We start from the raw sequence: 19558 nt of genomic DNA, 5'->3' as shown, positions 1-19558 counted from the left end.
TCACACCCCCATCCACACGAGGGCCACTCCCACGAGGGCGATTATGTTGACGTAGACCCAGAATATCTTGGAAGCCTGCTCTATCCTGAACCTCGCGAATGAAGTTCTGACTAATGTCACCGCCAGCAGGTAGAGCACCAGCACTTTGAAGAGGAACCACAGCGCTTCGACGGCGTAGTAGGACGTCCCCGTGAGGCTGAGGTTGAATATGCCGGTCAGTGTGAACGGGAAGAACAGCACTACCTCCAGGGCTATCATTGCGAAGCCCCTGACGGCATCGGAGAGGTAGAACAGTGCCAGGTTCCTCCCGCTGTACTCTGCGAGTATGCCCTCACATATCTCAGTTTCTGCCTCGGCTATGTCGAAGGGGAGCTTCGCCAGTTCCGCCGGCGTCACCACGAGCAGGGCTATAAAGAGGAGCAGTATTCCCATGGCCGCCAGCGGACTCACGATGCCCCACACCGGCGTCGAGGCTATCGTTGTCAGCGAGAAGCTCCTATAGACCAGCGCGAAGCCAATGATGACCGTCGCGAGCGGCATCTCATAGCTCATCATGAGCACCATTTCCCTCTGCGCACCCACCGATGAGAACGGACTTCCCGAGGCAAAGCCGCCTATGGTCATGGAGAGGGACTGGAGTGTCAGCAGGTAGAGGATGACGATTAAGTCGCCGTAGCCCTCAAGGGGTGCTTTGAGCACTCCGAAGGGTATGTAGAGCAGGAGCGTCATTGAGGCCGCGAATGATACTATCGGCATCGCGTTGAATATCCACGCTATCGCGTTCTCCGGAACCACTGTCTCCTTGAGGAGCAGCTTCCCGACGTCCCAGAAGGGCTGCCTTATGGGCGGGCCTATTCTGGAAGTCAGCCTCGCCGAGAAGCGCCTGTCTATACCCTTGTAGGCCAGTCCGAGGAAGACCCCCAGCACGGGGAAGGTGAACGCGTAAATGAGGGTCTCGGGGGTCATGCCCTCACCCCCAGTTCTTCCTTAATCCTCTTTGTTTTTTCAACCGCCTTCCTGTGGAGAGTTGCTGGGTCGATTATCCTGCCGTTCTCGTCCCTCACGACCGCGATTCTGTCGTTGCAGCACATGCACGGATCGATGTAGGCGACGACTATCGGTATGTCCGCCACCTCGGCGCCGAGGAGAAGCGGAGCCCAGGTGTTGATGTTGTTGTAGCTCGGCGCTATGACCTTCCATACCGCCGGCCCATCGCGGGTTCCGTCGAACTTGAGGTAGTGAATGACCTCGCCGCGCGGGGCCTCGTGAGCTCCGATAGCCTCACCCTGGGTGCGCTTTATCTTTGCGAGAAGTGCCGGGTACTTCTCCACTGCCAGCAGTCTGCCCTCGGGCATCTCGTCGAGGCAGTACTCTATGATGTCCAGGCTCTGGTCTATTTCGTAGAGCCTCACCATGGTGATGTCGTAGGCATCGCCCCTGGCCTCGCCGACGATGTCCTGCGGCACCACGGCCCTAACGCCTATGTCGGCGTAGGCGTCGTAGGGAATGTCCTGCCGGATGTCCATCCTTATCCCCGCCGCCCTAGCAACCGGCCCGACGACGTTGAGCTCCAGGGCCTTCTTCTTTGAGAGCTGGGCCACCCCGCGCGTCCTTGCCTTGTAAACCGGATCCGCCAGAAAGACCTCCTTCATCTCCTCGTTGAATATCCTGTAGTAGCTTATCATGTCCTCCAGGGCCTTGACGTGGCTCTGCTTGATGTCCCTCCTCACGCCGCCTATCATGAAGACCGAGTAGTTTATCCTGTTGCCCGTTAGGAGCTCCAGTATGTCGAGGAGTCTCTCCCTGCCCTTCCACGTCCAGAACAGGAGGGAGTCAAAGCCCATCTCGTGTGCTATAACGCCCAGCCACAGTATGTGGCTGTGTATCCTTTCGAGCTCACCTATTATCGTCCTGATGTACTGGGCCCTCGGGGGCGCTTCGATCCCCAGAGCCTTCTCGGCAGTAACCACGAAGGCGTAGGGGTGGGATATCGAGCAGATGCCGCATATCCTCTCGGAGAGGTAGAGGGTCTGGATGGCGTTCCTTTTCATGCCCATGTACTCTATTCCCCTGTGGGCAAAGCCCCTCTTGACGTCGACCTCGACTATCTTCTCTCCCTCGACCTTCGCCTCGACCCTTATGGGCTCCTTCAGTGCGGGGTGAATGGGTCCAACGGGAACGTAATACTGAGTTTTGGCCATCACTCCTCACCCCTCATCTTTCTTATCTCGTTCACGCTCCTGTGGGTGTGCTTGATCATGTCCTCGACGCCGTACTCGTCCCTTCTCCACGGGTACCTGCCCTCCGGCCAGTCGTCCGGCAGGAAGAGGTGCCTCTTGTTCTTCAGCCCCTCGAACTCGACGCCCAGCATCTCCCGGATTTCTCTTTCGTTGGTCTCAGCACCGGGCATGAGGTCCGTTATCGTCGGAAGAACCAGGTTGTCCTTGGGAAGGTCGAACTTGATGGTGATGCTCAGTTCGCCCCATGGGTGCGTGTGGAAGACTCCAAAAGAGTAGATCATGGTTATCGTCTCTCCTCCCTGGTCCTCTCCCGCTATGAAGTGGAGGTGGGGATAGTCGAGGGCAAATATGGCCTCGACGGTCTTCCTGAAGGCCTCTGGCTTTATAGTGATCCACAGCTCACTGTAGGTTCTCTTCCGCTTAACGCCCATGGTGTACTCCCTGACCTCGTGGGACAGCAGTGCCTCTCCCAGCGCCTCCTGGAGCTTCTTGAGTACCTCTTCCACGCTCATCGGCTCCTTCATTCTTTCTTCCCCTCCAGCTCCTTTTCCAGCTTCTCTATTTTGAGCCAGGCTTTCACAACGCCGTCTATTATCGCCTCAGGTCTCGGTGGGCAGCCCGGAACGTAGACGTCCACAGGTATTATCTCGTCTATCGGGCCCGCTATGTTGTAGGAGTCATAGAACACTCCACCGCTGGTTCCGCAGTTTCCTACGACCACGACCGCCTTCGGGTCGGGCATCTGCTCGTACACGCGCCTCAGCTTGTCCGCGAAGTCCCTTGGTATTGCCCCAGTAACGAGGAGCACATCAGCGTGCCTCGGACTTCCGACGAGTTTGATTCCAAAGCGCTCCACGTCGTAGCGGGGAGTAAGCACGGCAACTATCTCTATGTCGCAGGCGTTGCAGCTTCCGCCGGACGCGTGGAACACCCAGATGGAGCGCTTAAAGTTGGTGAGCTTCCCCATTCACACACCCCCCACGAGGATGAACAGGATTATTGCGCCGACTCCAAGGTACCAGAGGATGTAGTCCCTCACGTCCCCGGTGTGCATTCTCATGAGCACGGCGTAGTAGCCCTTCATTGCCTCTATGAGACCCCAGTATATGTCGCTTGCACGGACGCGTATGAGTTCCACGTCGTCAACGGCGTTGCCGCTGATGAATGGCTTCACCTGCTCCGTTCCGGGCTTGTAGCTCCTGTTTCCTCTTGAGTAGATGATGTAGCCGATGACGGCGAAGATTATCAGGAACGCCAGCCACAGCAGAGGGTTCCAGAAACCCGACGGCGAGGTCAGGGTAAGGCTCTCAAGCCAGCTCATAGGACACCACCCCACGTCTGGTAGCCGTTCAGGTTCAGCAGTGCGTCAACCGCCGGGTAGACGAGCTTGTCAAGCACTATGTTCGGGAACAGACCGAAGAGGATGCACAGAGCCGCCAGGATGAGCATAGCCACGACCATGGGCTTTGGAACCTCCCTGACGTTCTCGTACCTCTTTACCGGCGGCCCGAGGAATGCAGAGGCAAAGACCTTGACGAACGATGCCAGAGTCAGAACGCTCGTGACCATGGCGAATATTGCTAAAAGTGGGTTGAGCTGGTAGGAAGTCTCGTAGATGAGGAACTTGCTGGCGAAGCCGTTGAAGGGAGGGATTCCGGATATTGCCGCTGCTCCTACGATGAATGCCACCGTCGTGTATGGCATCTTTCTGGCCAGGCCCCCCATCTCGTTGAGGTTCCTCGTCCCCGTGACGTAGAAGAGCGCTCCAGCCGTCATCAAGAGGAGGCTTTTGTAGATTATGTGGTTGATAATGTGGAATATTCCGCCGGCCATGGCGTCCCTTCCGAAGGCGGCCAGCTTGGCCGGGTCGTTGAGCACCGTCAGGCCGACGCCAACACCGAGGAGCATGTAGCCGGTCTGAGAGATGGCGTGGTAGCTCATGAGCCTCTTAACGTCCTTCTGGACGAGGGCCATTGTGACGCCGATGAACATTGTGAGCACTCCGAGGACGCTCATTATCCACCCAACTGAGCTCATGCTGAGGCTGATGGTTCCGAAGAGGCTGAAGCTGACCCTGAAGAGGGCGTAGAGGCTTGCATAAGTGGCCACCAGCAGGACGGGGTTTATTCCGGACGGGACTTCGGTGTAAGCGTCCGGAACCCAGTGGTGGGTCGGCACCGAACCGCATTTCATCACGAAGGAGGCGAAGAGTATTCCCAGGGCTATCATGTCGACTGTGTTGAAGCCTATCTGGCTGCTGAGATAGGCTATGTTGAGGTTCCCGTACTGGCCGTAGAGCAGACCGATTGAGAAGAGAACCATGAGGGACGCTACCGCGCTGACTATGAGGTACTTCAGCCCGGCTTCGCTAGCCTCACCGCGGTAGTTCCTGAAGCCGACCAGTGCCGAGCCGGCTATTCCCGCTATCTCCAGGAACACGAAGAGGTTGAAGAGGTCTCCGGTGAGCACCATGCCGAGGATTCCGACCTCCAGGAGGAGGAGCAGGGCGTAGTACTTTTCGAGGCCGGTTTCGAGCTTCACGTGGCTGTAGGAGTACATCGCACCAATGAAGCTCATGAGAACCGCCGATAGTGCCATGAAGGCGCCCATTGCGTCAACCTCAAAGATTATCCTTATCGGAACGCTGTAGCCGGAGGGGAGCACCAGGCCGGGCTCGTCAGCGCCGAATACGTAGACCATCATTCCCCTTGTCAGAACCTCCATGACGAGCAGGACGCCGAGGCCCAGAGTAACGGCCGTGATGGCGAGTGCCCACAGCGCGGCGGCGCTTGGCTTCTTTTTCAGGAGCGGTGTTGTAAACGCCCCGAAGAGGGGGACGGCTACCATTAAAGCCGGCAGGTGCTCGATCATCCTCTCAGCCTCCTTGCCTTTGTGACGTCGAGGGTTCCGTAGTGGCGGTAGATGTTGACGGCGAAGGCCAGCATGAGGGCAGATACCGCGACGCCTATGACGATGCTGGTCAGGGTTAACGCCTGGGGCGTCGGCAGAACCATGTTGTTGGCTGCCTCCTTTGGTGCCATCGTGTATATCGGCGCGTAGGCGCCTTTGACGTAGCCGAGAGCTATGAGGAACAGGTTGACTGCCCCTTCGAGTATTTCAACCCCTATGACGACCTTGATGAGGTTCCGTTTGAACCCTATCGTGTAGAAGCCCACTGCCAGCAGGAGGGCCACTACTATGAAGGGCAGGTTGACCAGAACCAGGTTATTCATCTTTCCTCACCCCCAGGAGGAGGTAGAACACCAGGATTATGCTCGTCAGGCCCGCTAAAACCTTCGTCCCGACGAATATGTTCATGTACGGCAGCGTCCCCCCCGTGTTCAGGTAGCCGGGGTTTATTCCGGCGGGGGTAGGCTCCCCAAAGAGGAAGAACCCGCTGTTCGCCATGACGTTCTTGAAGAACGTGTATCCCATGAGGCCCAGGAGGGCCGTTCCAAGGAAGCCTAGGGCGCCTATGCTCTCAAGGGCACCCAGGGGGGCTCTGGCGAAGACCCTTTTGACTTCTTCGTACCTGTTGGCGACTATTAGCAAGGCCAGCCCGCTCGCAAAGACTGCACCGCCCTGGAATCCGCCTCCAGGGGTGAGGTGACCGTGGAGGATTATGTATGCTCCGAAGGTGAGTATGAGCGTAGCTAGGTACTTCGTGGTGGTCTTGATGATTACGGTGGTCATGTCTTCACCCCCTTACGCCTGAGGGCCATCAATACACCGGCAACGGCCGTGAAGAGGACGGTCGCCTCGCCGAGGGTATCAAATCCCCTGTAGTCGAAGACTATGCTCGTGATGACGTTGTTTGCCGAAGCCTCCGCCTGGGCGTGCCCGATGAAGTATGCGTCCATGTCAGTGTGAACAGGCTCCCCGAAGGGCCTGAGGCTCATGGCGGCGGCTATGAGGAAGAGGGTGAAGCCTATGAACGCGAAGAGACCGAGGGCTTTCCTCATTCTATCACCTCCTCGTCGGTTGTGTTCTTTATAGCGAGGAGGTACATGGCGGTCGTGAGGCCGGCCCCAACGCCTGCCTCCGCTATGGCGACATCGGGCGCCTGGAGCACGTAGAACTCCAGCGAGAGGATGAGGCTGAAGACGGCCATCGCTATCACGGCTGAGACCAGGTTCTTGAAGCGTATCGCCGCTATCGCCGAGGTTAGGAGCCCTATCCCAACGAGCACCTGAATCGCCCAGAACAGCTCCTCGAAGTTCATAGCTTTCCCTCCAGCTCGTCTATAACGGCCCCGTAGGGGGCTATCCCGGACTTTCTGGCGGCGCGGCCTATGGCATGTGCCCCGACGGGGTTGGTGAGAACGAGGAATATCACGACTAGGGCGGAGTGTATCCCTATGGTTATCCAAGCGGGGTCTTTCTGAATCCAGTAGTAGCTGTAAACCGAGTATGTAACCGTCGCGAGCACTATGAAAATCGTCCCGAAGGTGGTGCACTTCGTGGCCGCATGTATCCTGGTGTAAACGTCCGGGAAGCGAAGTATCCCGACGCTGGCCAGCAGGTTGAAGAACACCCCGATTGCTAGGAAAATCCCTATTATCCACTCTATCATGAGGCCTCACCCTCCGGCCTCTCGGCTATTCCGACCCTCTTCTTCACGAGGTAGCGGGCTATGTAAAGCGTCGCTATGTAGCTGAGAACCGCGTAGACGAGCGCGACGTCGATGAAGACCGCCTGTCTTGTTATAACGCCGTAGAGAACCATCGCGCCGGCGGTGGTCGTCGTCATGGAGTCGAGCGCAACGGCTCTGTCCGGTATGGTTGGCCCCGCGAGGAGCCTTATCAGCGTCAGCATGGCCGAGAAGAGAAGCAGTATCATCGCCCCTATAAACACCCCATTGACCGTCATTCCGCAATCCTCCTTGCCCATTTTGGAAGGTATCCGCACAACTCTTCGGGTGTGGGCTTCTCCTTTCCGGGCGGCACGTTTATCCAGTGGACGTAGAAGTTGCCCTCATCGTCTATCTCCAGCGTGAAAGTTCCCGGCGTCAGGGTTATCGAGTTGGCCAGGAGGGTCTTTGCCTCGTCCCTCGTCAGGCCGGGCGATATCTTCACAATTCCCGGCCGGATCTTCCCTGTTATGACCCTGTAGGCGACGTCGAGGTTGGCCTTCGCCATGGCAAAGAAGAACGGCCCGACTGCGTAGACGGCGAACAGCAGCCACCGCTTCGGACTGAAGAAGTAGCCGATCCTTTCGTCCATTACGTCCTTCGTTGCGTATCCTATTATCGCCGCAATAATCACTCCGGCCACCAGCTCCGCTGGGCTCCATGCCACGATGCTACCGGAGCCGGCCGTCAGCAGGAGGTAGACAATGAGGGACCATAGGAACGATGCGGCAAATCCCATTTTCCCACCTCAACTTTTGGTTTTGAACTCGGACCGGGCGTATTTCGCCCAAATCTCATTCTTGAATTGATAAAATTTTTATAAATGGGTTTCTAAAACAAATGGTTAATAACCAGAAATTTGACAAACATAAAGAGCACATATCTTTACAAAGGTACAGAAAACTGCACTCCGTAGTATTATTTGGTATACTAAAGCTCATAAAAGTACATTGGCGGATGAAAAAGAAAAGCAATGGCCTCATTTGGCCGCCGGCTTCTTGGCGGCCTCCTTGGCCTTCTTCTGCTCCTCAAGCTTCTTTTTGAACTCTTCGATCTCCTCCCCGTGGAACCACATGAGGTTGTCCTCGTACTTGTCGGTGGTCGCCAGCAGGAACTCGTCGCTCATCCAGAGTGCATTGACAGGGCAGACGTCGACACACTGGGCGCAGAAGACGCACCTTCCGAGCCAGAAGGTAACCTTCCTGACCTCTGGAACGTACTCTATGACGCCGGCGGGGCAGACCATGATGCACAGCCTGCAGCCGACGCACTTCTCGACGTCGTAGTTGAGCTTGCCCCTGAACCCCTCCGGAACCGGCACTGGCTCGCTCTCAGGGAATGGGTTGGTTGCAGGCTTCTTGAAGAGGTTTCCGAGGACGGTGGAGAGGGTCGGTGGAACCTTCATGCTATCACCCCCAGGGTGTCAATGGCCAGGAGCAGCGCCCCGACTACTGCCGCCGGCAGGAGCCTCGTCCAGAACATGTTCACCGCCTGGTTTATCCTGAGCCTTCCCGTTATGGCCCTGAAGATGCTCATGCTGACGAAGAGCACGGCAAATACCTTGAGGGTGTGGAAGATGAGCTCCACCACCATCGCGGAAACCCCGGTGAGGCCGAGGTAGCCGGAAATCCCCCACGGGAAGAATATTGCCACGACGAGGCTCGCACTCACGAAGGCCTTTATGGCGTTGGTGAGCTCGAATATCGCCAGGTGTCTGCCGCTGTACTCGGCCATAGGGCCTTCAGCGAGCTCCGTCTCCGCCTCTGGTATGTTGAAGTAGCCCACCTCTATCTCGCTGGCGAGCCAGGCTAGGAAGACGAAGAGGAGTATGAACGTCCCTATGAGGCTGAGGGGCGTCCCCAGCTCCCAGATGCTGTGCTCGTAGAACGTGCCCATGCTGAAGGGCTTGGTAACGCCGAGCTCGCTGAGGCGCCAGAGGATTGCAAAGAGGGCGAGCATCATGGGGGCCTCCCTTGACGCAAGGAGGGCCATCTCCCTCTGGGCGCCAATCTGGGCGTAGGGGGAGCCCGAGCTGACGGCACCGACCACGCGGAGGAATCCTATGAGGGTAAGCAGGTATATGAAGACTATGACGTCGCCCTTCGTCCCGAAGATAGGCTCGAAGCCGAGCGGCGTGTAGGCTAGGAGCGCTATTGAGGTCGCGAGCGCCATGACCGGGGCCAGCTCAAAGAACCTGTTGGCGTCCCTTGGGATTATTGACTCTTTGCTCACCAGCTTCAGGAAGTCGTAGAAGGGCTGGAGCAGCGGGGGCCCTATTCTCCTCTGCATCCTCGCGACGAGCTTCCTGTCCACTCCTCCCCAGAGCAGTGACGCGAGCGAGACGTAGATGTAAACCCCTATGAATCCAAGGGTAGCGTAGAGGAGGTTCATAGTCCACCACCCCTCGGGCATCCTACTCCAACTACTTCGGGTCTGGCCTTTACGTTGGGGTTGATCTCCCTCGTCTTCTCAATGGAGAGCCTGAGAAGGTCCCTCTCGGTGAGAACCTTCTTCCTTCCGGTATTTGCATCGATAACCGCGACCCTGTCGGTACAGCTCAGGCACGGGTCTATTGAGGCTATCGCGACCGGGACGTCGGCGACCTGCTCGCCTACCAATGCCCTGGCTATCGCGAACAGGTTGGGGAAGGTCGGCTCCCTCATCTTCCACCTCGCCGGGACGTCCTTGCCCTTCTGGGCCATGACGTAGTGGATGAGCTCTCCTCTCGGAGCCTCGTACCTGCCTATTCCCTCCCCCTCTGCCTTCTTGAGCTGGAAGAGGAGGGCGTTGTCCTTGGGGACGGCCTTTATCTTGCCCTCTGGCATCTGGTCTATGGCCCTCTCGATGAGCTCAAGGCTCTGCCATATCTCCCCGACCCTGACGACCATCCTGTCGAAGACGTCCCCCTTGATGACACCGGTGAACTCCTTGGGGGTTATCGGCTTCACTCCGAGGTCGGGATAAACGCCGAGCTTCTCGTTGTAGCGGACGTCCTTCTTGACGCCGCTTCCCCTCGCGGTGGGCCCCTGGGCGCTGTACTCGATTGCTATCCTCTTTGGAATAACGCCCGCGTCCCTTAAGCGGGCCTCGACGGTCGGGTCGTAGAGGAAGACCTCCTCTATCTTGGGCATGACCTCCCTGCGGTAGTAGTCTATCATGTCCATTATTGCCCTGATGTGCTTCTCCCCAATGTCCCTCCTAACGCCGCCTATCATGTTGACGGCGTAGTTGACCCTGTTGCCGCCGATGAACTCAAGTATGTCCATAACGCGCTCTCTGGCGAGCCATGTGAGGTGCAGGACGGTGTCGTAGCCTATGGCGTGGCCAACTACACCGAGGTTGAGCAGGTGGGAGTGTATTCTCTCCAGCTCGCCGACGATTACGCGGATATACTCGGCCCTCTCAGGAACCACTATGCCGGCCATCTCCTCTACCGCTCTGGAGTAGGTGTGGTTGTGGGAGAATGAGCAGATGCCGCACATTCTCTCTGCCAGGTAGAGTATCTGGATGTAGTTCCTTCTCAGGGCTATCCACTCTATTCCCCTCAGGTTGTAGCCGAGCTTGACGTCGACGTTGATTATCCTCTCTCCGTCTAGTGTTATGATGAACTTCTCCGGCTCCTCAAGAGCCGGGTGAATGGGTCCGATGGGTATCTTGACCCAGTACTCAATCCTCTCGTTCATTTCGAGCCCTCCCTCTTCATTTTGTACGGGTGGCCGGCGTTCTTCACCATCTCCGGCTTGATGCCTGTATCGTCCAGCCTGAGCGGGTAGACACCTTCGGGCCAGTCGTCCGGGAGGAAGAGCCTTCTGGGGTCGGGAATTCCCTCAAAGAACAGTCCGTAGAACTCCTGGACTTCCCTCTCGTAGGGCAGAGCGCTCGGGAAGACGTCTGTAACGGTCGGGAGCTTTGGGTCGTCCTTGGGGACGCTGGTGCCGACTATGAGCGAGATGCTCTCGCCCTCCTCCCAGAATAGCTCCATGTGGTACTTTGCCTCAAGCGTCTCGCCGGCGTCCCTGGCGATGATTATGGAGAACTGGGCCGTCGGATCGAGCTCCTTTATGAACGCCATCGCGTCATGGAACTTCTCCCTCTCGACCGTAACCCACACCCTCTTCCTCGGGTGGGGCTGCTTGTTCTCGCTGACCCTTATCTCCGCCTCAGGGAACCTCTCGCCGAAAACCCTGATGAACTCGTCAACGTTCATTTCCCTACCTCCTTCCCTTCAATCTTCTCAATCAGCTTCTGAAGGCCGAGCACGACGCCGTGCAGTATGGCCTCAGGTCTCGGCGGGCAGCCCGGGACGAAGACGTCCACCGGTATGTGTTTGTCCAGCGGTGCGTTGGTGAAGGGGCTCTCGAAGAACACGCTTCCGCCGGTGGGGCACGCTCCGACTGCCACTACCACCTTCGGGTCGGGGGTCTGCTCGTAGACCAGCTTGACCCTCTCAAGGCTCTGGTTGGTGACGGGGCCGGTAACGAGCAGTATGTCGGCATGCCTCGGCGTCCCGGCTAGCTTTACACCGAAGCGCTCCGCGTCGTAGCGCGGTGTCAGGACGGCTATTATCTCGATGTCGCACCCGTTGCACGAGCCGCTGTTAACGTGGAAAACCCATGGTGATCTTCCTATGTACCTGCACAGCTTCGATATCTCTTTCTCAAGCCTCTCGCGCTGGGAGGAGTTCATGCCGCCGGTATGGGCGTCGTGGGCGTGAACTTTAATGGCCATACCTTTTCACCTCCTCATCCCCAGACTATCAGGGCCCCCACCACTATCGCCGTCGTGACGAGCAGGTAGCTGACGTAGTCGCTCAAGAGACCGGTGTGCTCCCTGCGGAAGACCAGGAAGAGCCTGTGGATCCCTCTGATGAGGCCCCACATGACGTGCCTTCCAGTGACGTAGCCCTGGAAGTGCTCGAACTGCGGGATAACGTTGTCCTGATCCTCACCGCTGAGAAATATCTTGGTTCCATCCCCGGTTCTCCTAGTTCCAGTACTCGACCTCTCAGCCCACTTGTAGAGCATGTACGAGATGATCAGGCCTATGATGAAAACGTAAACGAAGTAGAGAGCGTCCCAGTAGCCGAACATTTCACGCACCCCCCAGTACGGCGGTTATGTACGCTCCGGCGTTTTCGAGCATCTTTGCGGCAGGTATCATGATCCGGTCGCTGATGAACCACGGGAAGAGCCCCATGACTATTATAACGGCCACGAGGAGGAGCATCGGCACAAGCATGGCCTTTCCTGGCTCCCTTGCGTCCATGACCCTCTCGCTGGGCCTCCCGAGGAAGGTGAAGAGCACCCTTATGTAGGCCGCGAGGCTGAAGGCGGTGCCTATCACCGCTATGACAGCCACCAGCGGGTTGAAGAGCGCCGAGCTCTCGTAGATGAGCCACTTGCTGGCAAAGCCGTTCATCGGCGGGAGGCCTATTATCGCTGCGGCGCCGATAAGGAATGCGAAGCTCGTCACGGGCATCTTTCTGGCGATTCCACTGAGCTCGTTGAGGTTCTTGGTTCCGAGCTGGTGGATGACGGCTCCAGCAACCAGGAAGAGGAGCGCCTTTATGACGGCGTGGTTGACGGTGTGGTATATCGCTCCAGCGAGGGCGATGTTTCCAACATCGCTTCCGTAGGCGGCCAAGCCTATTCCGGTTCCGAGGAGGATGTATCCAATCTGGCCCACACTGGAGAAGGCAAAGAGCCTCTTCATGTCCGTCTGGATTACAGCCATCGCGTTGCCTACTATTAGGGTAACGCAGGCAAAGAGTATTATGATCCACCCTACGGTCTTGGTGTCTATGCCTGTGCTGAAGACGCTGAAGGCCATCCTGGCCAGGGCGTAGGTGCCACCTATCTTGATGACCAGGCCGGAGAGCATGGCGCTGATTGAGCTCGGTGCTGCCGGGTGGGCATCGGCGAGCCACATGTGGACTGGAACCGCACCGCTCTTGAAGAGCAGCCCTCCGATGAGGAGTCCGAGGGCCACCTTGGCGGTGAACGTCGGGTTCTCGGCTATCATCTTGGCTAGGTAGGCCATCGTCAGCGTTCCGTACTGGCCGTAGAGGAGCACTATTCCGAGGAGGATGAAGCTGCTCGCGATGGACCCCACGAACATGTACTTTATGCCGGCCTCTATGCCCTCCCAGGTGTCGTTCCTGAAAGCTACCAGAGCGTAGCCAGCTATGCTCATTATCTCCATGAACACGTAGAAGTTGAAGAGGTCGCCGGTCATGGCTATACCGAGCATTCCGACCTCAAGGAGGAGTATGAGGGCGTAGTACTTTTCGAGCCCGGTATCATGGCTCATGTACTCGGTGGAGTAGAGCACCGCCACGAAGGCCACGAAGGCCACCATGAGGATGAACAGTGCAGCCAGCAGGTCGACCTCCCAGACTATCCTTATCGGGAAGGGCACGCCTTGGCCGAGCGGGCTCTCTGCACCCAGCGTGTACACTATTATCTCGCCGCCCTTCCATACGGTGTAGAACAGCTCAGCCGCGACGCCGAGCGTGATGGCGGTGATGAGTACTGCCCACAGCTCCCTGGCCTTCTTTCCTGCGAGGCCGACCATCGGGAGCGCGAACGCTCCGAAGAGGGGGACTATGATGAGGTACGGCAGGACGTTCATCCTCTCAACCTCCTGAGCTTGTTAACGTCGAGGCTTCCGTAGTGCCTGTAGGCGTTTATCGTGAGGGCCATAGCAAGTGCGAGGACACAGACTCCTATGACTATGCTGGTAAGGGTGAGCGCCTGGGGCAGCGGAGCCACCATGGCGCTCTTCACGGTCTCGTAGCCGGTGTAGATGGGTGCCGTGGGTATCTGGCCGAGCTCTATCCTGTAACCGAAGCTTATGAGGAGCAGGTGTATTCCGGAGTCGATGACGTTGAGGGCCAGGATGAGCTTGATGAGGTTCCTCTTGTAGAGGAACGCGTAGATTCCCATTGCTATCATGAGGAAAGCGGTGATGAACTGGAACGGGATCACTCTTTCCACCTCCTGTAAGCGGCTATCGCCACCATCGCGCTGATCAGTCCCGCGAAGACCTTCAGGCCGACGGCGAGGTTCATTATGGGAAGGTATCCCGCTGAAAGCAGCGTTCCCGGCTGGCCGTCGAAGAACGGCCCACTGTGCCAGAGCGTGTTGTAGAAGAACGCAACTCCCAGGCCGAGCATGGCCATGCCGAGGAAGACCAGGCCTCCAAGACCTTCAAGAGCTGAGTAAATGTGGTGGTCGTACCTCTTCCTCATCTCGCCGAAGCCGAAGGCTATGAGGAACAGTATCCCCGCCCCGGCTATCGTCGCACCTCCTTGGAAGCCGCCTCCAGGTGTTAGGTGACCGTGTGAGACCACGTAGGCGCCGAATATGCCGATGAGGGGAATGGTGGCCCTCGCGGTCGTTTTGACTATGAGCCCCATGTCACTCTTCATCCTCATCCCTCCTCCAGGGCCTGAGGAGCGCAACCGCTCCAGCTATGGCAGTGAAGAGAACCGTCGCCTCCCCGAGGGTGTCGTAGCCACGGTAGTCGAACACTATGTTCGTGACTATGTTTGTTCCACCGACTTCCTCAACGCCGTGCTCGATGTAGTACTGATCGGTGTAGCGATACTTCATCCACTCGTCCCCGCCGAGGCCGAACTTTATCCCCGTTGACGGACTCGCAACGACGAGCAATACTCCCAGGAGGAACAGCAGTGCGAGAGCTCCAAAAGTCCTGTTCATGGCCCCTCACGCTCCCATCTCTCCGTTTTGGCAATTCCATACACGACTATGGCTGTAACGACGCCGGCTCCAACAGCGGCCTCGGCTATCGCGACGTCCGGCGCGTGGAGCATGTAGAACTCCAGGCTCAGCAGAAGGCTCATCGCTGCCGAGGCTATGGCCGCGCTGAGCAAGTCGCGCATGGTTATCGTGAGGTAGGCCGCTATGAGGACGCCGAGGAGTATGCCGAACTGGATCGCCATGTCAACAGAGAGGACGTTCATTCCTCACCACCCCTTAGTTTCTCTTCGTAGGCATCAACGACCGCCTTGGCGGGCTTGTATCCGCTGAGGTGTGCCGCCTTCGCTATTGCGTGCGCCCCCGTCGGGTTCGTGAGGAGGAGCGCTACCAGTGCCACGAGGCTGTGGAGCGCCATCTGGAGGTACTTGGGGTCACCGGTGAGGTGGAGCTGGTAGGCAGCGTGAACAACTACCGCCAGAACCGCGAAGATTGTCCCAAAGGTGGTGCACTTCGTGGCCCCGTGGAGTCTCGTGTAGACGTCAGGGAACCTGTGGAGCGAGAAGCTGCCGAGCAGATTGAAGATGATGTTTATGCCTAGGAAGGCGTATATTACGTAGGTTACCGCGCTCACCTCAATCCCCCCTGGAGGTACTTCGCTATCGCTAGCGTTCCGACGTAGCTCAGAAGCGCGTAGACTATCGCGATGTCGATGTATATCGTCCTGTCGTAGGCCGCTCCTAGCAGAACCATCCCCGCGACGATGAGCGTGTTGAGGGTGTCTACTCCAACAACCCTGTCCGGCACGCTCGGGCCGAAGAACACCCTGAGCAGTGCCAGGAATGCGCCTATCATGACTATGACCGCAGCGTAGAAGAACTCGGGTGCTATCATCTTCCCAGCCTCCTTGCCCATTTCTCAAATGAACCGGCTATCACCTCGGAGCTCTTTGGCTCCTTATCGGTGACGTTTATCCAGTGGACGTAGAGTGCCTTCTCCTCCGGACAGGCATCAACGGTCAGCGTTCCAGGGGTGAGGGTTATCGAGTTGCTCAGTATGGTGTACTGGGCGTCGTTTTCGAGGTCAACCGGGACGCGCACGATTCCCGGCTTTATCCTGCCGGTTATGACGCGGTAGGCAACGTCGAGGTTGGCCTTGACCATGCCCCAGAAGAGCACGGGGGTGTAGGCTATGAAGCCCGCCCACTTAACGGGGTTGAGGAAGCGCGATGCTTTCTCCCCTATGACGTCCCTGGTGGCGAAGGCTATTATCGCCGAGAATATCACCCCGGCAACGAGCTCCTGGCTGCTCCAGAGCAGACCCCTGCTTCCCGCAGTCAGCACTAACCAGAGCACGTATGACCAAATGAATACAGCGATGAAACTCATTGTCCGTCCCCCCACTTTTGGTTTACAACCCTGTTCGGGCCTTATTTTCTTAGATTTCCGGAGGAAATAGAAAAAGACGGCTTAAAAGGGTTTTCTGAAGTTTAGAATTGAAAACAAAGGTATGTAACGCTTTGTTTTTAACCTTAGGTTAGATACCGGCGCCCGAGTGCCTGGGACTCCTCCAGCGTGGAGATCCCGGAAACCTCCCACCGGTGCCCATATCTGGCCCGGAAAGTCCTTTTTATGCCCCTGTGGCCATAAAGACCACCCAAAGCTTTATATACTCTCCCGGCTAGCCCACACTGGGACTCTTCTCGGAGTCTTTTCGGGAAGGTTCCAAAAGTTGAAAGAGTTGGTGTTGGATATGTATGGAGATGGATTTGGCGGTGGCTACGAGGCCCCGGTTAAGGTTGGAGAAAGGTACAGAGTTAGGATTGAGAGCCTTGGGAAGGGCGGTGACGGCATCGCCAAGATAAAGGGCTTCGTTATCTTCGTCCCGAACACCCAGGTCGGCGACGAGGTTGAGATCGTCATTAACTCGGTTAAGAGAAAGTTCGCTTTCGCGGAAGTCATCTGATTTCCTTTTCCTTCTATTCTTACCTGACGCTTGTGAAAACGTTTTCAAGGTTTTAGTCCAAATTCTCCCGGTGGTCTCATGGACGAGGACTCCATAACGATTGGGGTTATAGTCGGTGTTCTGGTTCTTCTCTCACCTATCATGCTCTACTGGACGGTGGCTTTCCTCGACACTGCGGGAATCGACCGCTACCTGTCGGGCACGTTCTTCATAGTGGTTTCAGCCTTCGTTCCGGTTCTTATCATCTCTGTCTTCTCCTTTCTGGTCATGAGGCACTACAACAGGCCCTATCCCTGGATAAAGAAGGTGTTGCTCAGCCTTGGTGCGTTCCTCTTCGTGGCACTCTTCATGCTCCTGAGCATGATAGGTTTTGTGTGAGTTCCCAAATCTGAACCGCACCCTTTTTAAACCCCTTAGTCCAGCCGGCACCGATGACAAGGGTTCACGTCGAGACCTATGGTTGCACGAGGAACAGGGCCGATGCGGAGATAATGGAGGCCATCCTGGTTAGGGCTGGGTATAGTCTAGTGGAAACCCCAGAAACTGCTGACTACGTCGTGGTGAACACCTGTGCCGTAAAGGACCCCACCGAGAAGCACATGCGCGAGCGCATAGCGGAGCTCATCGGCTCTGGAAAAAGGGTCATCGTCACCGGCTGCCTTCCTCACGTCAGTCCGGAAGCCATAGACCCCCGCGTCTCCGGAATCCTCGGAGTGAAAAGCATTGATAGAATAGCCGAGGCGATAAGCGTAGCGGAGCGCGGCGGAAAGCTGGTGAGCGTTGAGGGCTGGCGCGAGAGAAGCATAGACAAGCTCGAACTCCCGAGGCTGTGGAAAAACGGTGTTGCCTTCGTCGTGCCCATAAGCGAGGGCTGCTTGAACGGATGCACCTACTGTGCGACCCGCTTTGCGAGGGGAGTGCTTAAGAGCTACAAGCCTGAACTCGTAGTCAAATGGGTGAAGGAAGCTCTGGCAAGGGGTTATAGGGAGATACAGCTCTCAAGCGAAGACACTGGATGTTACGGCTTTGACATCGGGACGAATTTAGCCAGACTCCTCGACGAGATAACCGCCATAGAGAGCGACTTCAGGATAAGGGTCGGCATGATGAACCCGAACCATGCGATAAAGATACTCGACGAGCTGGTTGATGCCTACCGGGATCCGAAAGTCTACAGGTTCCTCCACCTGCCGGTTCAGAGCGGGGATAACGATGTGTTAAGGCGTATGGGAAGGATGTACACTGTGGAAGAGTTCGAGGAGATAGTTCGGAGGTTCCGCAGAAAAGTCCGTGGTCTGAACCTCAACACCGACATTATAGTCGGCTTTCCCGGCGAAACCGAAGAGGCCTTTCAGAACACCGTCGAGCTCGTGAAAAGGGTCAGGCCCGACAAGATAAACGTCTCCCGCTACTCTCCGAGACCGGGAACGGTAGCTGCCAGATGGAAGCAGCTCCCCGGCTGGAAGGTTAAGGAGCGCTCCAGGCTTCTGCACAGGCTCAGGCTTCAGATAGCCCACGAAATAAACCGCTCCTACGTCGGCAGGACAGTCGAGGTTCTCGTCCACGGCGCCGGGGAAAAGGGAGGGGTTGAAGGACGAACTTTTAACTACAAGGAGATAATCCTCGATTCAGGGGAACCGGGAGAGTTCGTCCCCGCAAAGGTCGTAAAGGCCACATCCACGTACTTGCTGGGTTCCGCCAGCCCCTGAAATTTTGGAAGAAAAATTTGAAAGTGTGGGTCACCTGAGGGTTATTTCGATGCCGTCTATCCTGTTGTTTACGGACTTTCTGATCATCAGCTTAACGCTTCTTCCCTCCTTGTTCAGGCTTATGACCGTGGTGGCGAGTTCTTCAAGGAGCGGGAGTACGTAGGGACAGCACGTGTTGATCAGGTCCACGTTCAGGAAGTAGAACATTATCCTCCGCTCATCTCCTGTGCTTGCAAGTATTGAGTTTAGCAGTGACAATGCCTCTCTTTTGGACTCCGATATAAGGAACAGCTTCCCTATGCCGAGGACGGGGCTTATCACGTTCCCGTCCTCAAGGAGGGGCTCGTACACCTGGCTGTACTCGCTCTTCCTGATGGACACCTCTTTGAGGGATATCCTCCTCTTGACCTGTCCGACGTTTATCGTGCCGCCCTCCTTTATCACGGTGGCCCCGTCAATGACCGACGTGTCCATCCCCATGGCCTTCAGGTGTGTTCTGTACAGGTGCAGGGTGTCTAGGATGTCGTCTATAACTACCCTGTATCCCCTGTCGCGGGCCCATGACGTCAGGTGGTAGAGGCCCAGCGCGGGGCTTGTGGTCGAGACGTGCTCTATGAGCACTGTCTCTCCGAACCTCAGGGTGTTCCAAACCTTCCGGATGGCCTCATCTAGGACTTCCACCACTTCCAGACACCTCTCAGTGGGCGGTGTTGGTTCGTAAATGGGTATGGCCTCACTTTTTTATACTTTTTGCATATGTAGATGCCCATGTTGTGAACGAAAACTGTTAAGTTTATGTGTTTAACATCACCATATGTTCCATCTTGTAATAAAAATCAACATCATGCCGGAAATGGACAATAAAAAGGGTGTCATTCCCACTCGTCCTCTGGGATGGCCTCTTTCTTTGCTGGAATTATGCAGAGAAACTCAAACGTTTCCCCCGTCGCTTTGTAGCCGTGGGGCTCGTTGGGCGGGACGTAGAGGAAGCTTCCCTCCTTAACATGGAACTCTTCCTTTCCGTTGGTTATTACCCCCTCGCCTCTGACAACAAAGATCTCGTGCTCCCAGTCGTGGTGGTGGAGGGGTATTTCGGCGCCCTTCTTGAGGACGAAGTAGCGCATGGCGTAGTTCTTCGCTCCTAACTTTGGAGAAACGAGCCACCTTATGGTCACCCCATCAAAACCGGTGTCCTTTTCCGGGACGTCTCTGTAGTGTCCGACGAACATGGCATCACCCAAAGAGAACTTTTAGACATCATTATTTAAACCTGCCGAGCCCGGGGCCAGCGGCAGGT

Annotated in this window: 32 protein-coding genes; 3 read left to right on the top strand and 29 right to left on the bottom strand. The window is 56.7% G+C overall.

The annotated features are described in order from the left end of the window. The 27 genes from E3E36_RS02805 to E3E36_RS02675 form a co-directional block, all read right to left on the bottom strand. Positions 1 to 966, bottom strand: a complete 966-nt coding sequence (locus E3E36_RS02805) for a respiratory chain complex I subunit 1 family protein (RefSeq protein ID WP_167893868.1) — start codon at positions 964 to 966, stop codon at positions 1 to 3. Further along, the gene (locus E3E36_RS02800) at positions 963 to 2201 is read right to left on the bottom strand and encodes a nickel-dependent hydrogenase large subunit (protein ID WP_167893867.1); all 1239 of its coding nucleotides are present in this window, start codon (positions 2199 to 2201) and stop codon (positions 963 to 965) included. Before E3E36_RS02800 ends, E3E36_RS02805 begins: the two co-directional genes overlap by 4 nt. Continuing rightward, positions 2201 to 2764: an NADH-quinone oxidoreductase subunit C gene (locus E3E36_RS02795; protein WP_167893866.1), complete on the bottom strand. Its 564-nt coding sequence runs from the start codon at positions 2762 to 2764 to the stop codon at positions 2201 to 2203. The genes E3E36_RS02800 and E3E36_RS02795 overlap by 1 nt, the downstream gene beginning before the upstream one ends. Beyond that, positions 2761 to 3207 (bottom strand): NADH-quinone oxidoreductase subunit B family protein, encoded by a 447-nt coding sequence (locus E3E36_RS02790; protein ID WP_055430039.1) that lies wholly within the window; start codon positions 3205 to 3207, stop codon positions 2761 to 2763. Before E3E36_RS02790 ends, E3E36_RS02795 begins: the two co-directional genes overlap by 4 nt. Continuing rightward, a complete protein-coding gene (locus tag E3E36_RS02785) occupies positions 3208 to 3561 on the bottom strand; it encodes a hydrogenase (protein WP_167893865.1) in 354 nt (117 codons plus the stop codon). It abuts the gene before it with no gap. After that, positions 3558 to 5111, bottom strand: coding sequence for a proton-conducting transporter membrane subunit (locus E3E36_RS02780; RefSeq protein WP_167893864.1), 1554 nt, complete (start codon positions 5109 to 5111; stop codon positions 3558 to 3560). The genes E3E36_RS02785 and E3E36_RS02780 overlap by 4 nt, the downstream gene beginning before the upstream one ends. Further along, on the bottom strand, positions 5108 to 5473 hold the full coding sequence (locus E3E36_RS02775; protein WP_167893863.1) for a sodium:proton antiporter: 366 nt from the start codon (positions 5471 to 5473) through the stop codon (positions 5108 to 5110). Before E3E36_RS02775 ends, E3E36_RS02780 begins: the two co-directional genes overlap by 4 nt. Beyond that, entirely contained in the window at positions 5466 to 5933 is a 468-nt protein-coding gene (locus E3E36_RS02770) for an MnhB domain-containing protein (RefSeq protein WP_167893862.1), read from the bottom strand. The genes E3E36_RS02775 and E3E36_RS02770 overlap by 8 nt, the downstream gene beginning before the upstream one ends. Further along, on the bottom strand, positions 5930 to 6202 hold the full coding sequence (gene mbhE, locus E3E36_RS02765) for a hydrogen gas-evolving membrane-bound hydrogenase subunit E (protein WP_167893861.1): 273 nt from the start codon (positions 6200 to 6202) through the stop codon (positions 5930 to 5932). The genes E3E36_RS02770 and mbhE (E3E36_RS02765) overlap by 4 nt, the downstream gene beginning before the upstream one ends. Beyond that, positions 6199 to 6462, bottom strand: a complete 264-nt coding sequence (locus tag E3E36_RS02760; RefSeq protein WP_167893860.1) for a hydrogenase subunit MbhD domain-containing protein — start codon at positions 6460 to 6462, stop codon at positions 6199 to 6201. The genes mbhE (E3E36_RS02765) and E3E36_RS02760 overlap by 4 nt, the downstream gene beginning before the upstream one ends. Further along, on the bottom strand, positions 6459 to 6812 hold the full coding sequence (gene mnhG, locus E3E36_RS02755; protein WP_167893859.1) for a monovalent cation/H(+) antiporter subunit G: 354 nt from the start codon (positions 6810 to 6812) through the stop codon (positions 6459 to 6461). The genes E3E36_RS02760 and mnhG (E3E36_RS02755) overlap by 4 nt, the downstream gene beginning before the upstream one ends. Beyond that, positions 6809 to 7108: a cation:proton antiporter gene (locus E3E36_RS02750; RefSeq protein WP_167893858.1), complete on the bottom strand. Its 300-nt coding sequence runs from the start codon at positions 7106 to 7108 to the stop codon at positions 6809 to 6811. The genes mnhG (E3E36_RS02755) and E3E36_RS02750 overlap by 4 nt, the downstream gene beginning before the upstream one ends. Further along, positions 7105 to 7608 (bottom strand): Na+/H+ antiporter subunit E, encoded by a 504-nt coding sequence (locus E3E36_RS02745; RefSeq protein WP_167893857.1) that lies wholly within the window; start codon positions 7606 to 7608, stop codon positions 7105 to 7107. Before E3E36_RS02745 ends, E3E36_RS02750 begins: the two co-directional genes overlap by 4 nt. A gap of 240 nt (positions 7609 to 7848) precedes the next feature. After that, positions 7849 to 8274: a 4Fe-4S binding protein gene (locus E3E36_RS02740; RefSeq protein ID WP_167893856.1), complete on the bottom strand. Its 426-nt coding sequence runs from the start codon at positions 8272 to 8274 to the stop codon at positions 7849 to 7851. Next, positions 8271 to 9260 (bottom strand): respiratory chain complex I subunit 1 family protein, encoded by a 990-nt coding sequence (locus tag E3E36_RS02735; RefSeq protein ID WP_167893855.1) that lies wholly within the window; start codon positions 9258 to 9260, stop codon positions 8271 to 8273. The genes E3E36_RS02740 and E3E36_RS02735 overlap by 4 nt, the downstream gene beginning before the upstream one ends. After that, positions 9257 to 10552 carry a nickel-dependent hydrogenase large subunit gene (locus E3E36_RS02730; RefSeq protein WP_167893854.1) on the bottom strand — a complete coding sequence of 432 codons (1296 nt, stop codon included), beginning with the start codon at positions 10550 to 10552 and terminating at the stop codon, positions 9257 to 9259. Before E3E36_RS02730 ends, E3E36_RS02735 begins: the two co-directional genes overlap by 4 nt. After that, positions 10549 to 11076 carry an NADH-quinone oxidoreductase subunit C gene (locus E3E36_RS02725; RefSeq protein ID WP_167893853.1) on the bottom strand — a complete coding sequence of 176 codons (528 nt, stop codon included), beginning with the start codon at positions 11074 to 11076 and terminating at the stop codon, positions 10549 to 10551. Before E3E36_RS02725 ends, E3E36_RS02730 begins: the two co-directional genes overlap by 4 nt. Continuing rightward, the gene (locus E3E36_RS02720) at positions 11073 to 11555 is read right to left on the bottom strand and encodes an NADH-quinone oxidoreductase subunit B family protein (protein WP_167894725.1); all 483 of its coding nucleotides are present in this window, start codon (positions 11553 to 11555) and stop codon (positions 11073 to 11075) included. Before E3E36_RS02720 ends, E3E36_RS02725 begins: the two co-directional genes overlap by 4 nt. Before the next feature lie 56 nt (positions 11556 to 11611). Continuing rightward, positions 11612 to 11959, bottom strand: coding sequence for a hydrogenase (locus E3E36_RS02715; RefSeq protein WP_167893852.1), 348 nt, complete (start codon positions 11957 to 11959; stop codon positions 11612 to 11614). 1 nt (position 11960) lies between these two features. Further along, positions 11961 to 13499, bottom strand: a complete 1539-nt coding sequence (locus E3E36_RS02710) for a proton-conducting transporter membrane subunit (RefSeq protein ID WP_167893851.1) — start codon at positions 13497 to 13499, stop codon at positions 11961 to 11963. Then, the gene (locus tag E3E36_RS02705; protein ID WP_055430023.1) at positions 13496 to 13855 is read right to left on the bottom strand and encodes an NADH-quinone oxidoreductase subunit K; all 360 of its coding nucleotides are present in this window, start codon (positions 13853 to 13855) and stop codon (positions 13496 to 13498) included. The genes E3E36_RS02710 and E3E36_RS02705 overlap by 4 nt, the downstream gene beginning before the upstream one ends. Then, positions 13852 to 14298: a Na(+)/H(+) antiporter subunit B gene (locus E3E36_RS02700; protein ID WP_167894724.1), complete on the bottom strand. Its 447-nt coding sequence runs from the start codon at positions 14296 to 14298 to the stop codon at positions 13852 to 13854. Before E3E36_RS02700 ends, E3E36_RS02705 begins: the two co-directional genes overlap by 4 nt. Continuing rightward, complete coding sequence (gene mbhE, locus E3E36_RS02695; RefSeq protein WP_167893850.1) at positions 14288 to 14590, bottom strand: hydrogen gas-evolving membrane-bound hydrogenase subunit E; 303 nt, start codon at positions 14588 to 14590, stop codon at positions 14288 to 14290. The genes E3E36_RS02700 and mbhE (E3E36_RS02695) overlap by 11 nt, the downstream gene beginning before the upstream one ends. Further along, a complete protein-coding gene (locus E3E36_RS02690; RefSeq protein ID WP_055430021.1) occupies positions 14587 to 14853 on the bottom strand; it encodes a DUF4040 domain-containing protein in 267 nt (88 codons plus the stop codon). The genes mbhE (E3E36_RS02695) and E3E36_RS02690 overlap by 4 nt, the downstream gene beginning before the upstream one ends. Next, on the bottom strand, positions 14850 to 15221 hold the full coding sequence (gene mnhG / locus E3E36_RS02685) for a monovalent cation/H(+) antiporter subunit G (protein WP_167893849.1): 372 nt from the start codon (positions 15219 to 15221) through the stop codon (positions 14850 to 14852). The genes E3E36_RS02690 and mnhG (E3E36_RS02685) overlap by 4 nt, the downstream gene beginning before the upstream one ends. Further along, positions 15218 to 15481, bottom strand: a complete 264-nt coding sequence (locus tag E3E36_RS02680; protein ID WP_167893848.1) for a cation:proton antiporter — start codon at positions 15479 to 15481, stop codon at positions 15218 to 15220. The genes mnhG (E3E36_RS02685) and E3E36_RS02680 overlap by 4 nt, the downstream gene beginning before the upstream one ends. Further along, positions 15478 to 15975, bottom strand: coding sequence for a monovalent cation/H+ antiporter subunit E (locus tag E3E36_RS02675; protein ID WP_167893847.1), 498 nt, complete (start codon positions 15973 to 15975; stop codon positions 15478 to 15480). Before E3E36_RS02675 ends, E3E36_RS02680 begins: the two co-directional genes overlap by 4 nt. 364 nt (positions 15976 to 16339) lie before the next feature. On the opposite strand from E3E36_RS02675, the gene E3E36_RS02670 reads away from it, so the two are divergent. The 3 genes from E3E36_RS02670 (at position 16340) to E3E36_RS02660 (ending at position 18261) form a co-directional block, all read left to right on the top strand. Continuing rightward, positions 16340 to 16552, top strand: coding sequence for a TRAM domain-containing protein (locus tag E3E36_RS02670; RefSeq protein WP_055430018.1), 213 nt, complete (start codon positions 16340 to 16342; stop codon positions 16550 to 16552). Positions 16553 to 16630: 78 nt separating this feature from the next. Beyond that, positions 16631 to 16930 (top strand): hypothetical protein, encoded by a 300-nt coding sequence (locus tag E3E36_RS02665; protein ID WP_167893846.1) that lies wholly within the window; start codon positions 16631 to 16633, stop codon positions 16928 to 16930. Positions 16931 to 16983: 53 nt separating this feature from the next. Then, a complete protein-coding gene (locus E3E36_RS02660; RefSeq protein WP_167893845.1) occupies positions 16984 to 18261 on the top strand; it encodes a tRNA (N(6)-L-threonylcarbamoyladenosine(37)-C(2))-methylthiotransferase in 1278 nt (425 codons plus the stop codon). Between the two features lie 30 nt (positions 18262 to 18291). On the opposite strand, the gene E3E36_RS02655 is transcribed toward E3E36_RS02660, so the two are convergent. Together E3E36_RS02655 and E3E36_RS02650 are read right to left on the bottom strand one after the other, a co-directional pair. After that, a complete protein-coding gene (locus E3E36_RS02655; protein ID WP_342764369.1) occupies positions 18292 to 18945 on the bottom strand; it encodes a DUF257 family protein in 654 nt (217 codons plus the stop codon). 188 nt (positions 18946 to 19133) lie between these two features. Then, positions 19134 to 19490 carry a cupin domain-containing protein gene (locus E3E36_RS02650; RefSeq protein ID WP_167893844.1) on the bottom strand — a complete coding sequence of 119 codons (357 nt, stop codon included), beginning with the start codon at positions 19488 to 19490 and terminating at the stop codon, positions 19134 to 19136. Positions 19491 to 19558: the final 68 nt, after the last annotated feature.

Origin of the sequence: Thermococcus sp. M36 (genome assembly GCF_012027355.1) — an archaeon.
In the GTDB taxonomy this organism is placed as follows: Archaea; Methanobacteriota_B; Thermococci; order Thermococcales; family Thermococcaceae; genus Thermococcus.
This window is presented reverse-complemented; position numbering and strand designations above follow the sequence as displayed.

What these genes read in the sequence shown, in the direction of transcription:
- E3E36_RS02775 (WP_167893863.1), bottom strand. Translation starts at nt 5,473, where the DNA reads ATGAATAACCTGGTTCTGGTCAACCTGCCCTTCATAGTAGTGGCCCTC.
- E3E36_RS02740 (WP_167893856.1), bottom strand. Translation starts at nt 8,274, where the DNA reads ATGAAGGTTCCACCGACCCTCTCCACCGTCCTCGGAAACCTCTTCAAG.
- E3E36_RS02790 (WP_055430039.1), bottom strand. Translation starts at nt 3,207, where the DNA reads ATGGGGAAGCTCACCAACTTTAAGCGCTCCATCTGGGTGTTCCACGCG.
- E3E36_RS02785 (WP_167893865.1), bottom strand. Translation starts at nt 3,561, where the DNA reads ATGAGCTGGCTTGAGAGCCTTACCCTGACCTCGCCGTCGGGTTTCTGG.
- E3E36_RS02670 (WP_055430018.1), top strand. Translation starts at nt 16,340, where the DNA reads ATGTATGGAGATGGATTTGGCGGTGGCTACGAGGCCCCGGTTAAGGTT.
- E3E36_RS02720 (WP_167894725.1), bottom strand. Translation starts at nt 11,555, where the DNA reads ATGAACTCCTCCCAGCGCGAGAGGCTTGAGAAAGAGATATCGAAGCTG.
- E3E36_RS02690 (WP_055430021.1), bottom strand. Translation starts at nt 14,853, where the DNA reads ATGAACGTCCTCTCTGTTGACATGGCGATCCAGTTCGGCATACTCCTC.
- E3E36_RS02710 (WP_167893851.1), bottom strand. Translation starts at nt 13,499, where the DNA reads ATGAACGTCCTGCCGTACCTCATCATAGTCCCCCTCTTCGGAGCGTTC.
- E3E36_RS02675 (WP_167893847.1), bottom strand. Translation starts at nt 15,975, where the DNA reads ATGAGTTTCATCGCTGTATTCATTTGGTCATACGTGCTCTGGTTAGTG.
- E3E36_RS02735 (WP_167893855.1), bottom strand. Translation starts at nt 9,260, where the DNA reads ATGAACCTCCTCTACGCTACCCTTGGATTCATAGGGGTTTACATCTAC.
- E3E36_RS02730 (WP_167893854.1), bottom strand. Translation starts at nt 10,552, where the DNA reads ATGAACGAGAGGATTGAGTACTGGGTCAAGATACCCATCGGACCCATT.
- mbhE (WP_167893850.1), bottom strand. Translation starts at nt 14,590, where the DNA reads ATGAACAGGACTTTTGGAGCTCTCGCACTGCTGTTCCTCCTGGGAGTA.
- E3E36_RS02715 (WP_167893852.1), bottom strand. Translation starts at nt 11,959, where the DNA reads ATGTTCGGCTACTGGGACGCTCTCTACTTCGTTTACGTTTTCATCATA.
- E3E36_RS02725 (WP_167893853.1), bottom strand. Translation starts at nt 11,076, where the DNA reads ATGAACGTTGACGAGTTCATCAGGGTTTTCGGCGAGAGGTTCCCTGAG.
- E3E36_RS02795 (WP_167893866.1), bottom strand. Translation starts at nt 2,764, where the DNA reads ATGAAGGAGCCGATGAGCGTGGAAGAGGTACTCAAGAAGCTCCAGGAG.
- E3E36_RS02745 (WP_167893857.1), bottom strand. Translation starts at nt 7,608, where the DNA reads ATGGGATTTGCCGCATCGTTCCTATGGTCCCTCATTGTCTACCTCCTG.
- E3E36_RS02665 (WP_167893846.1), top strand. Translation starts at nt 16,631, where the DNA reads ATGGACGAGGACTCCATAACGATTGGGGTTATAGTCGGTGTTCTGGTT.
- mbhE (WP_167893861.1), bottom strand. Translation starts at nt 6,202, where the DNA reads ATGAGGAAAGCCCTCGGTCTCTTCGCGTTCATAGGCTTCACCCTCTTC.
- E3E36_RS02800 (WP_167893867.1), bottom strand. Translation starts at nt 2,201, where the DNA reads ATGGCCAAAACTCAGTATTACGTTCCCGTTGGACCCATTCACCCCGCA.
- mnhG (WP_167893859.1), bottom strand. Translation starts at nt 6,812, where the DNA reads ATGATAGAGTGGATAATAGGGATTTTCCTAGCAATCGGGGTGTTCTTC.
- E3E36_RS02770 (WP_167893862.1), bottom strand. Translation starts at nt 5,933, where the DNA reads ATGACCACCGTAATCATCAAGACCACCACGAAGTACCTAGCTACGCTC.
- E3E36_RS02760 (WP_167893860.1), bottom strand. Translation starts at nt 6,462, where the DNA reads ATGAACTTCGAGGAGCTGTTCTGGGCGATTCAGGTGCTCGTTGGGATA.
- E3E36_RS02805 (WP_167893868.1), bottom strand. Translation starts at nt 966, where the DNA reads ATGACCCCCGAGACCCTCATTTACGCGTTCACCTTCCCCGTGCTGGGG.
- E3E36_RS02700 (WP_167894724.1), bottom strand. Translation starts at nt 14,298, where the DNA reads ATGAAGAGTGACATGGGGCTCATAGTCAAAACGACCGCGAGGGCCACC.
- E3E36_RS02660 (WP_167893845.1), top strand. Translation starts at nt 16,984, where the DNA reads ATGACAAGGGTTCACGTCGAGACCTATGGTTGCACGAGGAACAGGGCC.
- E3E36_RS02780 (WP_167893864.1), bottom strand. Translation starts at nt 5,111, where the DNA reads ATGATCGAGCACCTGCCGGCTTTAATGGTAGCCGTCCCCCTCTTCGGG.
- E3E36_RS02680 (WP_167893848.1), bottom strand. Translation starts at nt 15,481, where the DNA reads ATGATAGCACCCGAGTTCTTCTACGCTGCGGTCATAGTCATGATAGGC.
- E3E36_RS02650 (WP_167893844.1), bottom strand. Translation starts at nt 19,490, where the DNA reads ATGTTCGTCGGACACTACAGAGACGTCCCGGAAAAGGACACCGGTTTT.
- E3E36_RS02750 (WP_167893858.1), bottom strand. Translation starts at nt 7,108, where the DNA reads ATGACGGTCAATGGGGTGTTTATAGGGGCGATGATACTGCTTCTCTTC.